Raw genomic sequence first — 15,172 nt, 5'->3', positions numbered from 1 at the left:
TCCGGGCTCCTTCTCTCCGCGCACCCCGCGAGGGAGAGAAGGAGCCTCACGCCGGCTCCGGGGCCCCGGACATCTCCGTCAGGCGCTCGCGGGCACGGTCGGCGTACGGGGAGTCGGGCAGGCCGGCGCACAGCCGCAGGTCGGTCCGGGCGCCGTCGGGGTCGCCGCTCGCGGTGCGGCAGCCGGCGCGTTCCCACAGCAGTTCGGCCGGGTCGGCGTCCGGGAGGTCGAGGGCGGCGGTGAAGTCGTCGATGGCCTCCTGCCACCGCTCGGCCGAGCGGTTCACGTAGCCGCGGTTGTAGAGCAGGGACGCGTCGGGGCCGACGAGTTCCAGGGCGCGGGTGAGGTCCTCGACCGCGTCGTCGGGCCGGCCCTGTTCCTGGGCGATGACCGCGCGGTTGGCCAGCGCCTCGTAGAGGGCCGGGTCGTGGTCCAGGGCCGTGGTGAAGTCGGCCAGGGCGGCGTCGGGGTCGCCGTCCTCCAGGGCGAGCAGGCCACGGGTGCAGAGCAGGTCGGCGCTGTCGGGGTGGTGGGCGAGGCCCTCGGTCACGTCCGCGCGGGCGCCGTCGAGGTCGCCGGCCTCCAGCAGCAGGGACGCGCGGTTGATCCGGGCGCGCAGGTAGTCCGGTTCCAGCTCCAGGACGTATCCGAAGTCGGCGAGGGCGCCCTTGGTGTCGCCGAGTTCGGAGCGCAGGTCGCCCCGGTTGTAGTACGCCTCGGGGAACGGCGGGCTGACGTCGATGGCGCACTGGTAGTCGGCGAGGGCCGCGTCGGTGTCGCCGGAACGGCGGTGGAGCGAGGCGCGGTCGAAGTAGTACTCGGGGTGGTTGGGGTCGGCGGCGATCACCCGGGACAGGTCGGCGACCCCCTCCTCGATCCGGCCCAGCGCGGCCCGTACCTGCCCCCGGTTGTGCAACAGCACCGAGCGGTGCAACTCGTGCTCGCCCGGGGCCAGATCGGCGTCGAGCCGGGCCAGCCCCTCGGTCACCAGCTCCTCGGCCCGCGTCAGGTTGCCCATGTGCATCTCGACCAGGGCGAGGCCGTTCTGCTGGAAGACCTTCTGGAACGAGCGGGACGCCTCGGGCATCTGCGACGCCAGGGCGATGGCGGTGTGCAGGTGGACCCGGGCGGTGAGGTGGTTGCGGGAGTCGGGCGCGCGGTGGCGGGTGTACAGCATGCCGAGCGCGTAGTTGGAGAACAGGTGCACCATCGGCGTGGTGAAGCGGCTGCGCAGGTCGAAGTAGATCTCCTCGGCCTCGTCCACCTGCCCGAGGACGGCCAGCGAGCTGGTCAGCCTGGTGCTCGCCGTGCAGTACGCGTCCTCCTCCCGCTCGGGGTCGGCCAGCGCCCGCGCCCGGCGGCCGAGTTCGATCGCCGCGTGGTAGAAGCCCATGTCCACGCAGCGGCCGGTCGCCTCCAGCACCGTCCGCAGCCCGGCCCCGTGCGGGTCGCTCCCGCGTTCCAGGTGGTACGGGAGAGCGCCGAGCCGGTGTGCCTGCGGCAGGGTCCGCTCCAGCTCGGCGGCCCTGGCGTCGTGCAGCCCGGCCCGTATCTCCGCGGGCGCGGCCTCGTAGGCGGAGCGCTCGCCGGCGTCGTCGGACGTGCCGTCGGACTCCACGTAGGCCAGGACCGGATCGGTGCCCCGGCGCGGTGCGGCGGGGGCGTCGGCGGTGGCCGGTGCGTCCACGCGTACGGCGTACCGGGCCAGCGCACCGGCCAGTTCGGTGGCGTGCGCCGGCAGCGGGTCGGCGGTGGTGGCCACGACCACGCGCAGCCTCGCCGGGTCGACCCGGCGCAGCACGATGGCCAGCAGTTCCTGCTCGGTGGCGTCCGCCGCGTGCACGGCGTCGAAGCGTACGGTGACCGGCCGGCCGGACTCGGCCGCCCAGCGGTTCAGGAACTCCACCACACCGTGTGCCAGGCGCCGGGTCCGCGCCGGGCCGTAGAAGCGGGTGCGTTCCTCGGGGACGGCCAGCGAGGTGAGCGTCTCCCGGGACGGCTCCACGACGGACTCCAGGTCGGGGGCGACCGACAGCAGCTCGACGTCGTGGGCGGTGACCAGCTCCGGTGACCGCGCCCACACCCGGGGCACCACCAGATTCAGCAGGGCGGCGGTCCCGGCGTACGGGCCGCGGCCCCGGCGGTGGCTGCTGACCTCGTGGAACTCGCCCACGTCGGACCGGGGAAGGACCGCTTCCAACGCGGCGTCACGGTCCCGGCGGGTGCCGCCGACGATCCACAGGTGGGCGGGCTGCTCGCTCATCGGCTGTGTTCCTGTTCTGCGTGAAGGGGTGCGGTGGTGGGAGCGGGGAGCGGGAGGGGTGCGGTGCCCGGGGTGGCGGCGGGGACGGAGTCCGAGGCGGGGTCAGGGGCGGAGTCCGGGGCCGGGGCGGAGTCCGAGGCCTGGGCGGAGTCCGGGGCCGCTTCCGTGCGGCTTCCGTTCTGCTGCCGCTGCCGCTGCTGCTCGCGGGCGCGGGCGCGGTCGCGCAGGGCCACCACGCCGACCAGTCCGAACTGCACGACGCTCAGCGCCAGGAAGCCGACGGAGTCCCAGAAGCCGGAGTCGGGGTGCCCGGCGTTGCCGAGCCGGTCGACGAGGAGGCGTACGAAGTGAGCGAGGACCGGGACCGCGGTGGCGGCCGCCGTCAGCAGCATCACCAGCACGCCCGCCGCGGCGAACGGCGCGTACCAGCGCGCGACCTTGCGGTCCCGCTCCGACCACTGCTCCAGGTCGACCGTGCGGTGCCGCAGGCCGAGCAGGCGGCAGAGGGTGTTCCGGATCATCGCCCGCGTCGCGTCGTGGAGGGCGACGCAGCCGAGAGCTGTGGAGAAAACGTAATAGAGGTCGGTCCGCAGAAATAGGTAGAACTGCCAGACGAACCGCAACGCGGTGACAAATGCGAGGGCCACCGCGAAACGCCCGAAGAAGGAAAGGCCAGGGCCGTTTCCATGCGCATCGAGAGCGGCCGCGCAGACCAGCAGACAGAACACCAGAGTATCGGCGACCATGCCGGCCAGGAAAGGAAGATACCGCTTTCTCCGGGGGACTCCGAGCAATCCGTTCAGCGTCGTCTCGAACACCACGAAGTAAAGCCGCCGCCCGACGCCGAGACTGGAGGGAATGCCAATGCGCCGGCCGGCCAGCGCATGGAAGGACTCATGAAGGAAAACGAACGGAAGCTGGGCGAAGAGCAGACCGACTTGTACCAGCAGCAGCGACTCGGTGAAGAACAGGGTCTTCGGATAGGGGCGCACATCGGGCATCCGCACCAGGAGCACCACGCACACCACTGCTATCGCCCCGTAGACGACCCAGGCGACCGGCGAGAAGACCGCCCGGCCGAGCCGCGCGTACCGCACGGCGGCCGGCGCTCCAACGACCGAATCATCCCCGTCACCTAGAAGAAACCCCAGGTCGTCCAGGGTCTCCAGGAAGTCCTCCATGTCGACGGGCTCGTCGTAGGAGGCGTTGTACCAGGCGACGGCGTCAGCCAGGGGCATGCCGGTGGTCAGCTTGTGGAGCAGCATCGCGCCGTCGGCGGGAAAGAGGGCGTACGAATCGGTGTCGGCCCGGCCGACAAGCACCTCGTCGCCCTCCGGGACGAATGTCAGTTGATGAAAGGCAGGCTCCGCGGTCTGCCGAGTATCCGCCATGCCGTCTCCGTGTCGGATTCGCCGGCGACCTCCCGGCGTCGTGTGGGGACACCGACGTGGTGCCCGGAATTCGATGAATTCCGGGCACCACGTCCTGCGTCAGTTCTGACCCGCGATACACATCGGCGGCCAGTAGGCGCTCGCGCTCGTAGTGAGCTTCACACCGCCGGTCTTGCGCACGACGATCTTCTTCATCGTAATCCCCCCTTTTCGGTGGAATGATCTTTCTCGGTCGGCACGCGGACTGTTGAGAATTCATCGGTCCCCGGCCTTGGGCTCGTTACTTATAGCACCGGCTCGCGGTTTATTGCCAGGACATGAAGTTCCCCGTACGGCCCGTGGGATTTTTTCGGTCGACGTGCGGTACGCGGGTTTATGCGGCCGGCATCCACTTCACCTGCCGCTCGAACCGCCGGCCCGGTCGGCCACGGGGGTCGCCCCGATATCGCGTACGCCCCTGCCTCGGGCCCCGGCACGCGCGCCGGGGCCCGGACCGCCCCCGGCCCCGGGTTGCGCCCCCTTCCCGGGTGACGGACCGAAGCCCGAGGTCACGGGCCGCCCGGCCGCGGAGCCCGAGGGCACCCGGCACGTGTCACCCGCCGGACCGGCATCGACCCCGGTACGTACGCCCCGCCTTCCCCGCGCCACGGAGCCGCCGCCCACCCCGTCCCGGCCCTCCTGGCCGGAAGTCGTCGCCGGCACCCCGCTCGGCCGAGAGATGAGCCCGTGCCGTGGAGGGGTTGTGAACCTTCCCGGGACGGGCGGCGCGCGACCGTGCGCCGCCGGCCGTCAGCACTCCCCGGACCCGGCATGGACGGCGGACACCATCCGTTCGAGTGGCCGGGGCGACCTTGCCGCCCGCACAGGGCGCACCGGAGGATGGACACCGGTATGCCGGACGGGGGTGGCGGGCGTGCGCGAAGCGGCTGCGGCGCTGGGGTGGGAAGCCCCTTTCGACGCTGAGGAGTTACCGCGGGAGTGGGTCGAGCGGCTGCCGGTGCCGCAGGCGTCCCTCCAGGACCGGTTGCGTGCGCTGGGCCCCTTCTTCGAGGTGGCGGCGCGCGGTCCCGTGTACGAGCATCTGCTCGGCGTCGCGATGCTGCGGGCCGGCCAAGTCTTCGGGGCGGCCGCCACACTGCTCTCGGCGCTCGGCTCGGACCCCCGGCGACGCGGTGCGTGGGTGGACGCGGCCACGGCCTACGCGGCGACGGAACGGCTCGACATGGCCATGTGGCTGCTGGCACACGTGGTGAGCGGATTCGAGGACGTCGGCCCGCACACCTCCCCCTACCCGAAGGACTCCCCGCGCGCCGCGGAAGCCCAGAACCGCCTGGTCGCGGCCCGCCGCCGGCACGAGCAGCACGTCGACGAACTGCGCTTCCTCGGCCTGCGCACGGCGCTGGACGCGGATATCCGCGAGCGCCTCGGCGACGAACCGCTCGGCACGGACCGGGTGTTGCTGCACACCGCGGCGCTGATCTCCCTCGGCGAGGCGCGGGACGCACTCGAACCGTACGACCGGGCGGCGGCCCTGCTGGAGCAGGACATGCTGCCGGTGGCGGGCACGACGCTGGAGCAGATGGCCCGGATCCGCATCGCGGCCGGTCCCGCGCGGGAGCGGGACAAGGTGCTCGCGCGCCTGCGAAGGACCGCACCGCACTCACAGGTGCTGGCCCGCCTGCACAAGCCGACGCTCATGGAACGCCGCATGCGTGCGCAGGAGGCCTCCTACGAGGCGCTGCTGCTGGTGACGGAGGCCGAGCGCGGACAGCGGAGCCTGCGCGAGCCGCTGGAGCAGCTGCGGCTGCGCGCCCGCGCCTCCGAACACCCGAAACCGTACCGAGAGGCCCTGGCGCGACTCGGCGGGCACCGGAGGAGGGGGCAGCACGATGGAGGATGAGGACCGGCAGGACCGGCCCCTGCAGATCGCGCTGCGCAGCCTGTCCGCCCCCACGTACGGGGAAGTGCTGGACCTGTTCGGGCAGATCCCACCGGGCCGGCACGGGGAGACGGTGGACTTCCTGCGGCAGCATGCCGAGATGGCCCGGGGCTGGGGCCGGGCGCCGCTCGCGGACATGGCGGCGTTCCTCGCCGACCGCTGCGAGGCCCTGGCGTCCGGCCCGGCCCCCACCCGGCAGGCCGGGGACTCCGACGGCGGCGACGGATTCCCCCGGCTGCTGCGCCGGGCCTGCGCGGCCGAGGGAGTACTGGGCGCCTACCGGGTGCTGGAACGCCACCGCTCGCTGCTTCCGGACGAGCCGGTGCGGTCCGCGGTGCGGCTGCTGACGGACTGGGACGCCGACCGGACCCGCAACGCCCATGCCATCGCCGCGCTGGGGCTGCTCACCGAGGACGGGCCGAGCCGCGTGACGGCCCGCGCCGACTGGGCGAATCACCTGCTGGAGCAGGGCCGGAACCAACGGGCGCTCTACCACGCGTCCCGCGCGCTCTCGTTGCAGCACGCGGTGGGCGACGTGGGTTCGCTGGTGAACACCTACCTCCAACTGGCTTCGGTGTACCTCGCGATGGACGACATGCCCCGCCGGGCCGAGGTGCTGGAGCAGGCGCTCGTGGCCATGGCCCCGGAGGCCGAGGTGACCTCCATGGAGGAGGCAGCCGTGACCGTCCAGCTCGCGGACACCCTCATCGCCCTGCACCGCTACCGGGAGGCCGTGCCCGCGCTGGAGCGTGCGGAGGCGTTCGCCGCGCGTCCGGACAACGACTCCGAGGGTTCGTTCATGCCCTCGCGGCCGGATCTCCTCAGCCGTCGCGCCCACGTCGCGGAGGCCGTCGGCGCCCTGGGAGCGGCGGCCGACGCCTACCGTGAACTGCTGGAGCTGCCCGAGGTGTCGATGCGGGCCACGGCGCGTACGTCGGTGACGTACGGCCTGGTCTCCTGCCTGGAGCGGACCGACCGACAGTGGGAGGCGTTCGAACTGCTCAGCAACGAGCTGGAACACGCCGAGCAGCAGGGGACGGGGCAGACGCACTCGGTGCCCCTGCGCTGCATGCTCACCGGGCTGCTGTTCTCCGGCACCGATCCGCGCCTGCCCCGCACTCTGATGTCGCTGGAGTCGGAGCTGCTGAGCGGCATCTTCGAGATGGCGGGTTCGACCTATCCCTGCGCCGGCGAACTGTTCGTCACCATGGGCGATCTGGAACTGTCCGAGGGGTACGACGAAGGCGCGGCGGAATGCTACCGCTATGCCCTCTACGTGTCCGGGGACCCCGAGCACCCGCGGCAGCCGGAGCAGCTTCCCGAGCGGCTGCGCGAGCGGATGCTGATCTCGCGGCTGGTGCCGCTGGGAGGTCCCGAGGAGCCTGTCTCCTTCGTCCTGGCCAAGCTGCGCGAGCGCATGCTCCGCTCCTTCGCCTCACGCCCTCCGGTGCTGCCGGACACCTGTCTGCTGGCGCTGCAACGGCTGTGCCGCGTCGAGCGCGACCCGGAGCGGCGCGGGCAGCTCGCGGACCGGCTCGCGGAGGGGCTGCGCCGCGCGCTGGAGCGGGAGCCGCAGGGCACCGTGCAGACCCTGGCGGTACCGGTGTGCGAGGCGATCGCCGAGGTGCGCGGTCCGCTGGTGGCGGCGCGGCTGCTGAAGGAGGTCCTCGACACCTACGACGCCTACGGCCGGCTCCCGGACCCGGACCTGCCCCTGGGCCTGGCCGCGCTCCTGGTGTGGACGCCGGGCGGGCACCGAAGGGCCTTCGAGGTGCTGTGGCACCACCGCGTCCTGCGGCTGCGTGCCCGGGAGCTGCATCCGGTGCTCCAGGACGCGGACCAGGCGGCCGGGCTCGCACTCCCCCTGTACGAGGCGCTGTTGTCCCTGCTCTACGAGTACCGCGCGGACCTGCCGCTGCCCGACGACCGCTCGCCGGGGCTGCTGGCCTTCGACCTGCACGAGGAGGCGAAGGCGCGCGGGATGGCCGAGGACCTGGCCCGGATGCCGCTGGCCGAGCCGGTGGGCGTACCGCGCCAGGTGTGGGAGAGCGAGCAGCGCCTGCTGTCCGAGCACCGGCTGCTGGCGGGCGGGCAGCGTCCGGACAGGGCCTGGCTCTGGCGCGGGTACGGGCGGGCGCTGGAGTCCCTGTACGGGGCTCTGGAGCCGGTCGCGCCGGAGTACGTGCGGCTGCGCACCGCGCGACCCGCGGACTCCGCCCAGGCGTTGCGGCTGCTGGACGACGCCGCGCCGGAGGAAGGCATGGTGCTGGCCTCCTACTTCACCGGCGAGTCGGAGACCTTCTGCTTCGCGCTGGCCTCCGGCGAGGAGTCGTTGTGGTGGTACCGCATCCCGGTGGGGCGCGGGGAGTTGCATGCCGCGGCGGAGCAGGTCCGCCTCGTTGTCGACGGCGACCGCTCCGCGTTCCCGCCTGTCCCGCCGATCAAACCGCGGCGGCCGGCCCCGCTGCCCCTGGACGGCCTGAGCGAGCAACTCCTGCCGTTCCACGAGCTGCTGGCGGGGCGCGAGCTGCTGTGCGTTGCGCCGCACGGGCCGCTGTCCGTACTGCCGCTCGGCGCGCTGCGGCTGCCGGACGGCAGGTACTGCGCCGAGCAGACGGCCCTCGTGTACACCCCGAGCATCTCGGCCCTGGCGGTGCTGCGCGCCGCGAAGCCGGCCGGTTCGGGGGCCGTGCTGTGCGTACGGGTGGCGGCGGAGGAGGATCTACCGGGCAACGGCAACGGATTCGAGGCCGACGCGCTCCGCCCGGGGCCCGGCTGGCAGCTATCCTCCCTCGCCGGGACGCAAGCCACTCCCAACGAGGTCCTCGCCGGTATCGGGCAGGCCGACCTGGCCTACATCGCCTGCCACGGGTACCAGGACCACAGCGATCCGGAGAACTCCGCCCTGCTCCTCTCCGACGGCACCGACCGCCCCAGCCGGCACGCCGATCCCACTTCGCAGCGGGCCCGGCGGACCTTCCTGCGGGCACGCGACCTGACCGGCGTTCGCACCCCGTCCCGTGTGGTGCTGCGCGCCTGCTCGGTCGGCTGGCACGAGCCGGACCACCCCGGCGAGGACTTCACCGGCCTCCCCCGCGCCCTGCTGCGCGGAGGCACCCGCACGGTCCTCGCCCCGATCTGGCGGGTGGACCGCACCAGCTCCGCCGCCCTGCTCGACGAGGTGACCGGCGCCGTGATGGACGGCCGCCCGCTGTGGCGCGCGCTGTGGGACGCGCAGCGCCGCATGCTCGCCGACCCGGACCGCGCCTACCTGTCCCACCCCTACCACTGGGCGGCGTTCGTCCCGCTCGGAGACTGGAGCTGACATGGCCGGCGACATCCACGCCGAACGGGCGGCCGCCCTGCCGGACCGGACCGCACTGCTCGCCCTGGAGGAGGTGGCCCACGAACTGGGCCGCACCCACCCCACCGGCCTGACGACCGCGTACCAGGCGCAAGAGGTCCTGACAGCACTCTTCGCCCAGGCCGGCGCCGGCTCTCCCCCGCTCCCCCCGGACGACCCCGCGGCCGCCGCCCGCCGCGTGCTGGCCGCACTCGTCCGCGAGGAAGGCGCGCGGAACCTGGTCGAGGAGGTCCTCGCCGACCCTCCGGAGGACGACCAGATGGGCGGCGACGACCTGGTCACCGATCTGACCGTCCTCGCCGGAGTCATCGCCTTCCTCCGCCTGCACGTCACGTTCCGGTTCAAGCACGACGACGGCCGCAACACGGTCGAGTTCGGCCTTGAGAAGAAGCCCCTCAACGACGGCACCCTCGCCGCCCTGGTCCGCACGGTACTCAGCCTGATGAACCGGGAGCCGTGAGGGGGCGGGCACCCGCACAGTGCCCGGCCGGACTCGACGCCGACCACTTCGCGGCTACCGGGGGCCTGCGGCGTCCGTACGGGGCCCTCGGGCGCCCCGTGCGCGGTGAGCGGCACGCTCACCTCACAGCATTGTGTACACATGGGACACCCGGTACCCTTGGGCGCATGACGCAGCCGCTACCCATAGAGTCCATCCGCGACGTGCGCGCCCACCTGGCGGAGGTCGTGGAGCGCGCGGACCGCGACGACGTACCCACGGTGATCACACGTCGCGGCAAGGAAGTCGCCGCAGTCGTCTCCATCGAGGTGCTGCGCAAGTACCAGGAGTGGGAAGAGCGCGAAATCAATCGGATCATCGACGAGCGTCTGGCAAACCCCGCGCCCGGCATCCCGATCGAGGACGTCATGAGGGAGACGCTGGCACGCGGTGAGTGAGTACCGAACCGTCTTTCGTCCCGAGGCGCAGGCCGAGCTTCGGAAGATCCCCCGCGACATGGCACTGCGCATCCTGGCCAAGCTCACCGAACTGGAAAGCGATCCACTCGGCTGCAACACCACCGCACTCGTATCCCAGCCCGACCGCCGCCGGCTGCGGGTCGGCGACTACCGAATCGTCTACACGATCGACAACGGGGAACTGATGGTCTGGGTCGTTCACGTGGGCCACCGGTCCAACGTCTACAACACCTGATTGCCACTGATCACGCGTCAGGACATCCGGCACCGGCCAGCACGGCGACGGCGAATGCCCGTGCCGCAAGGTCCCGTCGCACGTCCGAAGGGCGTGGCCCACGGCGTCCGGTGAGTGCTCTCGGCGTGCCGGCCGGAATCCCTCGTACTGAACGTACTCCGGACGCACTTGGGAGCCTGCGGCCTCGTGGCGCTCACGAACTCCCGCACCTCGCCTGCGAACCGCCACTCACAGCGGCCAAGCGGTCAGCAAATCACCGGGACCGTAGGTTGGCATCGAGGCCCGGCGATTCGGCGCCGCTTGCGGCCACCTACGCCCGTGACTGGCCCGACGCCACAGTGACCCGCCTGACGAGGACGCTCGTACGGAAGTCGGTGTCCTGGTACCTGCGCACCGAGGCACGAAGCGCCGCCCCGACCGGCCCGCCCACGCGCCGGTCGACTACTCGCCCGACTCGCCGCTCCCGGTGTTCTCGGACGAGGTGAGTCCCTGATGAGCGTGCGGCGCAGGCGCGGGCAGACAGCCCGCGTTCGGGTGACGAGGACGGTTCCCGTTTCGGCCGTCGTCGGCCTCGTGGCCCGGACCCCGCTGAGTCGCTACGGTCGAGCCATGACCGCGCTGCCCGACTGGATGCGCCCGCCCCGCGCGGAAGGCTGGTTCGCGGAGGACCTGGACCGCCTCCCGGAAGCACCGCGCCACACCGAGGTGATCGACGGAGCCCTCGTATTCAGGGTGCCCCCGCAGCGGTGGTGGCACGGCCATCTCGTCACGATGCTCACCGTGGCTCTCATGGAGCAGGCGCCGGCCGACGTAAGGGTCGGACGGGAGATGACCATCAAACTCGATCAACGCAATCGGCCCGAGCCGGATCTGCTGGTGACGACGGCCGACTTCGACGGTGACCGCACCTGGTTCGCACCGGATGAAGTACGACTCGCTGTCGAGGTGGTCTCCCCCGAGTCCGCGCACCGGGACCGCACGGTAAAGCTCCACAAATACGCAGAGGCCGGCATCCCGCACTACTGGCGCATCGAGGACGAGGACGGAGCACCCATCGTCCACGTCTACGAACTCGACGAGCCGACCGCCACCTATGTACCCGTTGGCATCTTCAGGGGCTCGCTCAACCGTCCGGTGCCCTTCGAGATCAACCTCGACCTGGAGAAGCTCGCTCCACCCCGCCGCGGCTGAGTCAGCACCAAGTCGGCACGGAAATGCGGTAGGGGCCGGGCTCACCCAAGTCCGACCCCTCTGACCAGCATTCTTGACGAAATGGCTAGCTTGCAGTAACCAATTCGCTACACATTGAAGCGGAACTCCACCACGTCCCCGTCCTGCATCACGTAGTCCTTGCCCTCCATGCGGGCCTTGCCCTTGGCGCGGGCCTCGGCGACCGAGCCGGCTTCGACCAAGTCGTCGAAGGAGATGATCTCGGCCTTGATGAAGCCCTTCTGGAAGTCGGTGTGGATGACACCGGCCGCCTCGGGGGCCGTGGCGCCCTTCTTGATGGTCCAGGCGCGGGTTTCCTTCGGGCCTGCCGTGAGGTACGTCTGGAGGCCCAGGGTGTCGAAGCCGACGCGGCCGAGGGTGGCCAGGCCGGGTTCTTCCTGGCCCATGGACTGGAGGAGTTCCAGGGCCTCGTCGTCGTCGAGCTCGATCAGCTCGGACTCGATCTTGGCGTTCAGGAAGATGGCCTCGGCGGGGGCGACCAGGGCGCGCTGTTCGTTCTTGAAGTCCTCGTCGACCAGCTCGTCCTCATCGACGTTGAACACGTAGAGGAACGGCTTGGTGGTGAGGAGGTGCAGCTCGTGGAGGAGGCGGCCCTTCTCGGTGGAGGCCGTGATGCCGGCGTGGAAGAGGGTGTCGCCCGCTTCGAGGATCTTCTGGGCCTCCTCGACCGCGGCCAGGACCGCGACCTTCTCCTTCTGGAGGCGGGACTCCTTCTGGAGGCGGGGGACGGCCTTCTCGACCGACTGGAGGTCGGCGAGGATCAACTCCGTGTTGATCGTCTCGATGTCGTCCTTCGGCGAGACCTTGCCGTCGACGTGGACGACGTTCTCGTCCTTGAAGGCGCGGATGACCTGGCAGATCGCGTCCGACTCGCGGATGTTCGCGAGGAACTTGTTGCCCAGGCCCTCGCCCTCGCTCGCGCCGCGCACGATTCCGGCGATGTCCACGAAGTCGACCGTCGCCGGCAGCAGCTTCTGTGAGCCGAAGATCTTCGCCAGGATCTCCAGGCGGCGGTCCGGGACGCCGACCACGCCGACGTTCGGCTCGATCGTGGCGAACGGGTAGTTGGCCGCCAGCACGTCGTTCTTGGTCAGGGCGTTGAACAGGGTCGACTTGCCGACATTCGGCAGTCCGACGATTCCGATACTAGTACTCATGCCACAAACGTCCGCTCAGGATCAAGAAGGGTGGGGTCGGCCGCGACTCCAGGCACGCTCACCGGCTCCTCGTACGCACAGCAGCCCAAGCGCGCCATCGTCCACGTGCGCGTATCACGGTACAGGGACCGGGACGGAGACCGGGACGGGGAGTTCTCCCCGTGCTCCGGAGACAGGCCTTCGGCCCGCGGTCGCCGACGCGATCGGAGGACGCGGTCAGAACCAGTGCAGGCAGTGCGGGGAGCGGTCCGTCGCGAACAGCGCGTCCGCGACGGCGGCGGCGCCCGGGTGGTGGGCCCGGATGTGTCCGGCGCGTACGAGCGTGCTCGGGCTGGTGCCGCCGAGGTAGACCGCGCCCAGGTCGCGCACGTCCAGGGACAGGTCGGGCCGCCGGTCCGTGGGGACGCAGTCGGCCCTGCCGTCGCGGACGGTCAGCAGGTAGCGGCCGTGCTCGTCCAGGAAGGGGTCCTGAACGTCCAGGACCAGCTCGCCGTCCGTGAACCAGCCGCGAGCGGTCAGCGCACGCGGGACGTCGAGAAGGCGCACCCAGAGCCAGTCGGTGTGGCCGCCGACCTCGCCGGCCCGGACGTCGGCGAGCTGCCAGCGCAGCGGGTGCTCGGGCGGGACGTGGCGGAACACGACCTGGGAGACCAGGTCGTGGCCGAGTGCGTACCGGGCCAGGGCCGTGAAGACCGCGTCGTCGGCGGCGATGGTCTCGTCGACCGTCAGAGTGCTCTGCTCGCCGACGGAGCCGAGGGAGTAGCTGGCGTACCCGTCCGCGGTGCCGTCGGCGTCCCGGTGGACGGCGACATAGCGCGGCGCCGGGGAGACGGGCGGCTGCCCCGCGCCCAGCGCCCACCAGCGGGGCGGCCGGGACAGCGCGCCGGGCTGGGCGCGGCGATACCGGTCGTAGACGGCTTCCAGGATCTCGCCGCACTCGGCACGCCGCATGACCTCGACCGAACCACCGTCGGCGTCGGCCGCCGGCGCGAGTGCCCGGGGGGCGGCGAGGGCGGCCTTGTGGCGTTGCACCGTCAGCCGCGCGGTGGAGGTCGCCGGTCCGTAACCGAACCTGCCGTAGATCGGCGCCTCCGAGGCCAGCAGCACGGAGAGGAACTCGCCCCGGGCCCGCACCTCGGTGAGCTGGTGGCGCATCATCGCGCTGAGCACGCCGCGCCGCCGGTGCGAGGGCAGGACGCCGACGGCGGTCACTCCGGCGGCCGGGACGGGTATGCGGCCGGGCAGGGTGAGTTCGAAGGAGTAGGCGGCGGCGGTGCCCACGGGCTTTCCGTCCGGTGCCACGGCGAGCAGGCCGCGTTCCATCTCCAGCGCCGACCACCAGCGACCGCCGTTCGCGACCGGCGTCTCCGGGAACTGCCCGAACGCCCGGTGGACGGTGTCGACGAAGACGTCCAGGTCCTCATCGGTCGTGGAACGAATCCTCATCGCTGCCGTTCCTTCCTGGGAAGTGGCTGGGTCGTAGGTGTCGGCCACAAGGCAGCGTAGCCCTCTGGCCTGGGCGAACCGAGGGCGGCCGGGCCCCGGGCCGTACGGGCTACGCGGCGCCGGCCGGGCGCTGCGCGTGGCTGATGGTCACCGCTCCGCGAAAGCCCCCCGGCGACATCGTCGACATCGTGTCGAGCGACGGGTCCGGCACCGGCAGGAGGTGGGCGTCGACCCAGGTGTCCCCCGTCGACGCGTTGGCCCAGGGGTCCTCGATCACGAGGGCGCCGGGCACGGCGCCGTGGCAGAGCACCCAGTGCGGCACGTCGAACCCCTGCATCGCGGCGAGCGAGAGCAGCAGCAGTACGTGCTCCCGCCGGCCGATCGCGTCCCGGATCGCGGTCAGGGACAGGTGGCGCGGGTCGACCGGGACGCCGGTGCGTTCGGCGTCCGTACGTGAGGCGCTCTGGAGCAGGGCGCGCCACTCCTGGTCGGCCGGAGGAAGGTGGTCGAGCATGACCGGGCGGTCCGTGTCGAGGTGGACCGTGACCCGGGACGGCGGCCGGGCCCGGCGCACGGCGACGCCCAGGCCGACGGGCTCGCACGCCATGAAGTTGTTCGCGTCGCGCCACAGCGTCAGCTCCGCCCGGCGGTCGAGCGCCTCCTTCGGCAGGACTCCGGCGTGCGCCTGCGCGACCAGGGCGGTGACGGCGCCGCAGGTGAAGTGGGTGCTCTGCCCGTAGTACGGGGGCGCGGTCACCACGTCGTCGTTCAGCCAGCGCACGTAACCGGCGGGCGGCCCTTCCGCGCCCTGCGACCGCGCGAGCGGCGGGTCCAGGGAGGTGAAGCCCGCGGCGGCGGCGTCCTCGGGGGCGGCCGTCCATCCTTCCCACTTCAGCTGTACGAGCCCCCGGCCGCGTGCGTGGGCGGTGACGGCTTCGACGGCCGCCCGTACGTCGCCGATCGCGTCGACGATCTTCAGATACGCCGTGTCCGGGCGGGCCGTCACGAGCGCGGCGGCCGTCCACTCCTCGCCGGCGTCACCCGCGACGGCCACGAGCTGCGGGGTATGGGCGGAGCGGTCGACCGCTCCCCAGCGCTCCAGCACCTCGGGGTGGCCGAGGTGCGCCGGCACGCTGCCGGGCTCGTACGGCACGACGACGCTCTTCACGGGCCGCACGGTCCTCTCCTGCTGGGACGACGACATTCAGGTGCTCCTGACGGGAACGCGG

11 protein-coding genes are annotated in these 15,172 nt (G+C 71.9%); 6 read left to right on the top strand and 5 right to left on the bottom strand.

Annotated elements, in window-relative coordinates:
- Positions 1 to 46: 46 nt before the first annotated feature.
- Positions 47 to 2,263: a tetratricopeptide repeat protein gene (locus tag P8A18_RS22620; protein ID WP_306057087.1), complete on the bottom strand. Its 2,217-nt coding sequence runs from the start codon at positions 2,261 to 2,263 to the stop codon at positions 47 to 49.
- Positions 2,260 to 3,654: a hypothetical protein gene (locus P8A18_RS22615; RefSeq protein WP_306057086.1), complete on the bottom strand. Its 1,395-nt coding sequence runs from the start codon at positions 3,652 to 3,654 to the stop codon at positions 2,260 to 2,262. Before P8A18_RS22615 ends, P8A18_RS22620 begins: the two co-directional genes overlap by 4 nt.
- A 913-nt stretch (positions 3,655 to 4,567) precedes the next feature.
- On the opposite strand from P8A18_RS22615, the gene P8A18_RS22610 reads away from it, so the two are divergent.
- From P8A18_RS22610 to P8A18_RS22585, 6 genes are all read left to right on the top strand, one after another.
- A complete protein-coding gene (locus P8A18_RS22610; protein WP_306057084.1) occupies positions 4,568 to 5,554 on the top strand; it encodes a hypothetical protein in 987 nt (328 codons plus the stop codon).
- Positions 5,544 to 8,918, top strand: coding sequence for a CHAT domain-containing protein (locus tag P8A18_RS22605; protein ID WP_306057082.1), 3,375 nt, complete (start codon positions 5,544 to 5,546; stop codon positions 8,916 to 8,918). Before P8A18_RS22610 ends, P8A18_RS22605 begins: the two co-directional genes overlap by 11 nt.
- Before the next feature lies 1 nt (position 8,919).
- A complete protein-coding gene (locus P8A18_RS22600; RefSeq protein WP_306057080.1) occupies positions 8,920 to 9,417 on the top strand; it encodes a hypothetical protein in 498 nt (165 codons plus the stop codon).
- A 167-nt stretch (positions 9,418 to 9,584) separates the two neighbouring features.
- Complete coding sequence (locus P8A18_RS22595; RefSeq protein WP_306057078.1) at positions 9,585 to 9,854, top strand: type II toxin-antitoxin system Phd/YefM family antitoxin; 270 nt, start codon at positions 9,585 to 9,587, stop codon at positions 9,852 to 9,854.
- Complete coding sequence (locus tag P8A18_RS22590; protein ID WP_306057077.1) at positions 9,847 to 10,110, top strand: type II toxin-antitoxin system RelE family toxin; 264 nt, start codon at positions 9,847 to 9,849, stop codon at positions 10,108 to 10,110. The genes P8A18_RS22595 and P8A18_RS22590 overlap by 8 nt, the downstream gene beginning before the upstream one ends.
- Positions 10,111 to 10,719: 609 nt before the next feature.
- The gene (locus P8A18_RS22585; protein ID WP_306057075.1) at positions 10,720 to 11,301 is read left to right on the top strand and encodes a Uma2 family endonuclease; all 582 of its coding nucleotides are present in this window, start codon (positions 10,720 to 10,722) and stop codon (positions 11,299 to 11,301) included.
- Positions 11,302 to 11,408: 107 nt separating this feature from the next.
- Here the strand turns inward: P8A18_RS22585 and ychF are convergent, their stop codons facing one another.
- The 3 genes from ychF to P8A18_RS22570 form a co-directional block, all read right to left on the bottom strand.
- Positions 11,409 to 12,497 (bottom strand): redox-regulated ATPase YchF, encoded by a 1,089-nt coding sequence (ychF, locus tag P8A18_RS22580; RefSeq protein WP_306057073.1) that lies wholly within the window; start codon positions 12,495 to 12,497, stop codon positions 11,409 to 11,411.
- A 216-nt stretch (positions 12,498 to 12,713) separates the two neighbouring features.
- Entirely contained in the window at positions 12,714 to 13,943 is a 1,230-nt protein-coding gene (locus tag P8A18_RS22575; RefSeq protein WP_306057072.1) for a GNAT family N-acetyltransferase, read from the bottom strand.
- 109 nt (positions 13,944 to 14,052) lie between these two features.
- Positions 14,053 to 15,147 carry a peptidase C39 family protein gene (locus tag P8A18_RS22570; RefSeq protein ID WP_306057070.1) on the bottom strand — a complete coding sequence of 365 codons (1,095 nt, stop codon included), beginning with the start codon at positions 15,145 to 15,147 and terminating at the stop codon, positions 14,053 to 14,055.
- Between the last annotated feature and the right edge of the window lie 25 nt (positions 15,148 to 15,172).

It is taken from the genome of Streptomyces sp. Mut1, assembly GCF_030719295.1.
GTDB lineage: Bacteria > Actinomycetota > Actinomycetes > Streptomycetales > Streptomycetaceae > Streptomyces > Streptomyces castrisilvae.
This window is presented reverse-complemented; position numbering and strand designations above follow the sequence as displayed.

Excerpts from the sequence above, each read along its gene's own strand:
- P8A18_RS22600 (WP_306057080.1), top strand. The coding sequence starts at position 8,920 with ATGGCCGGCGACATCCACGCCGAACGGGCGGCCGCCCTGCCGGACCGG.
- P8A18_RS22570 (WP_306057070.1), bottom strand. The coding sequence starts at position 15,147 with ATGTCGTCGTCCCAGCAGGAGAGGACCGTGCGGCCCGTGAAGAGCGTC.
- P8A18_RS22575 (WP_306057072.1), bottom strand. The coding sequence starts at position 13,943 with ATGAGGATTCGTTCCACGACCGATGAGGACCTGGACGTCTTCGTCGAC.
- P8A18_RS22595 (WP_306057078.1), top strand. The coding sequence starts at position 9,585 with ATGACGCAGCCGCTACCCATAGAGTCCATCCGCGACGTGCGCGCCCAC.
- P8A18_RS22605 (WP_306057082.1), top strand. The coding sequence starts at position 5,544 with ATGGAGGATGAGGACCGGCAGGACCGGCCCCTGCAGATCGCGCTGCGC.
- P8A18_RS22585 (WP_306057075.1), top strand. The coding sequence starts at position 10,720 with ATGACCGCGCTGCCCGACTGGATGCGCCCGCCCCGCGCGGAAGGCTGG.
- ychF (WP_306057073.1), bottom strand. The coding sequence starts at position 12,497 with ATGAGTACTAGTATCGGAATCGTCGGACTGCCGAATGTCGGCAAGTCG.
- P8A18_RS22615 (WP_306057086.1), bottom strand. The coding sequence starts at position 3,654 with ATGGCGGATACTCGGCAGACCGCGGAGCCTGCCTTTCATCAACTGACA.
- P8A18_RS22620 (WP_306057087.1), bottom strand. The coding sequence starts at position 2,263 with ATGAGCGAGCAGCCCGCCCACCTGTGGATCGTCGGCGGCACCCGCCGG.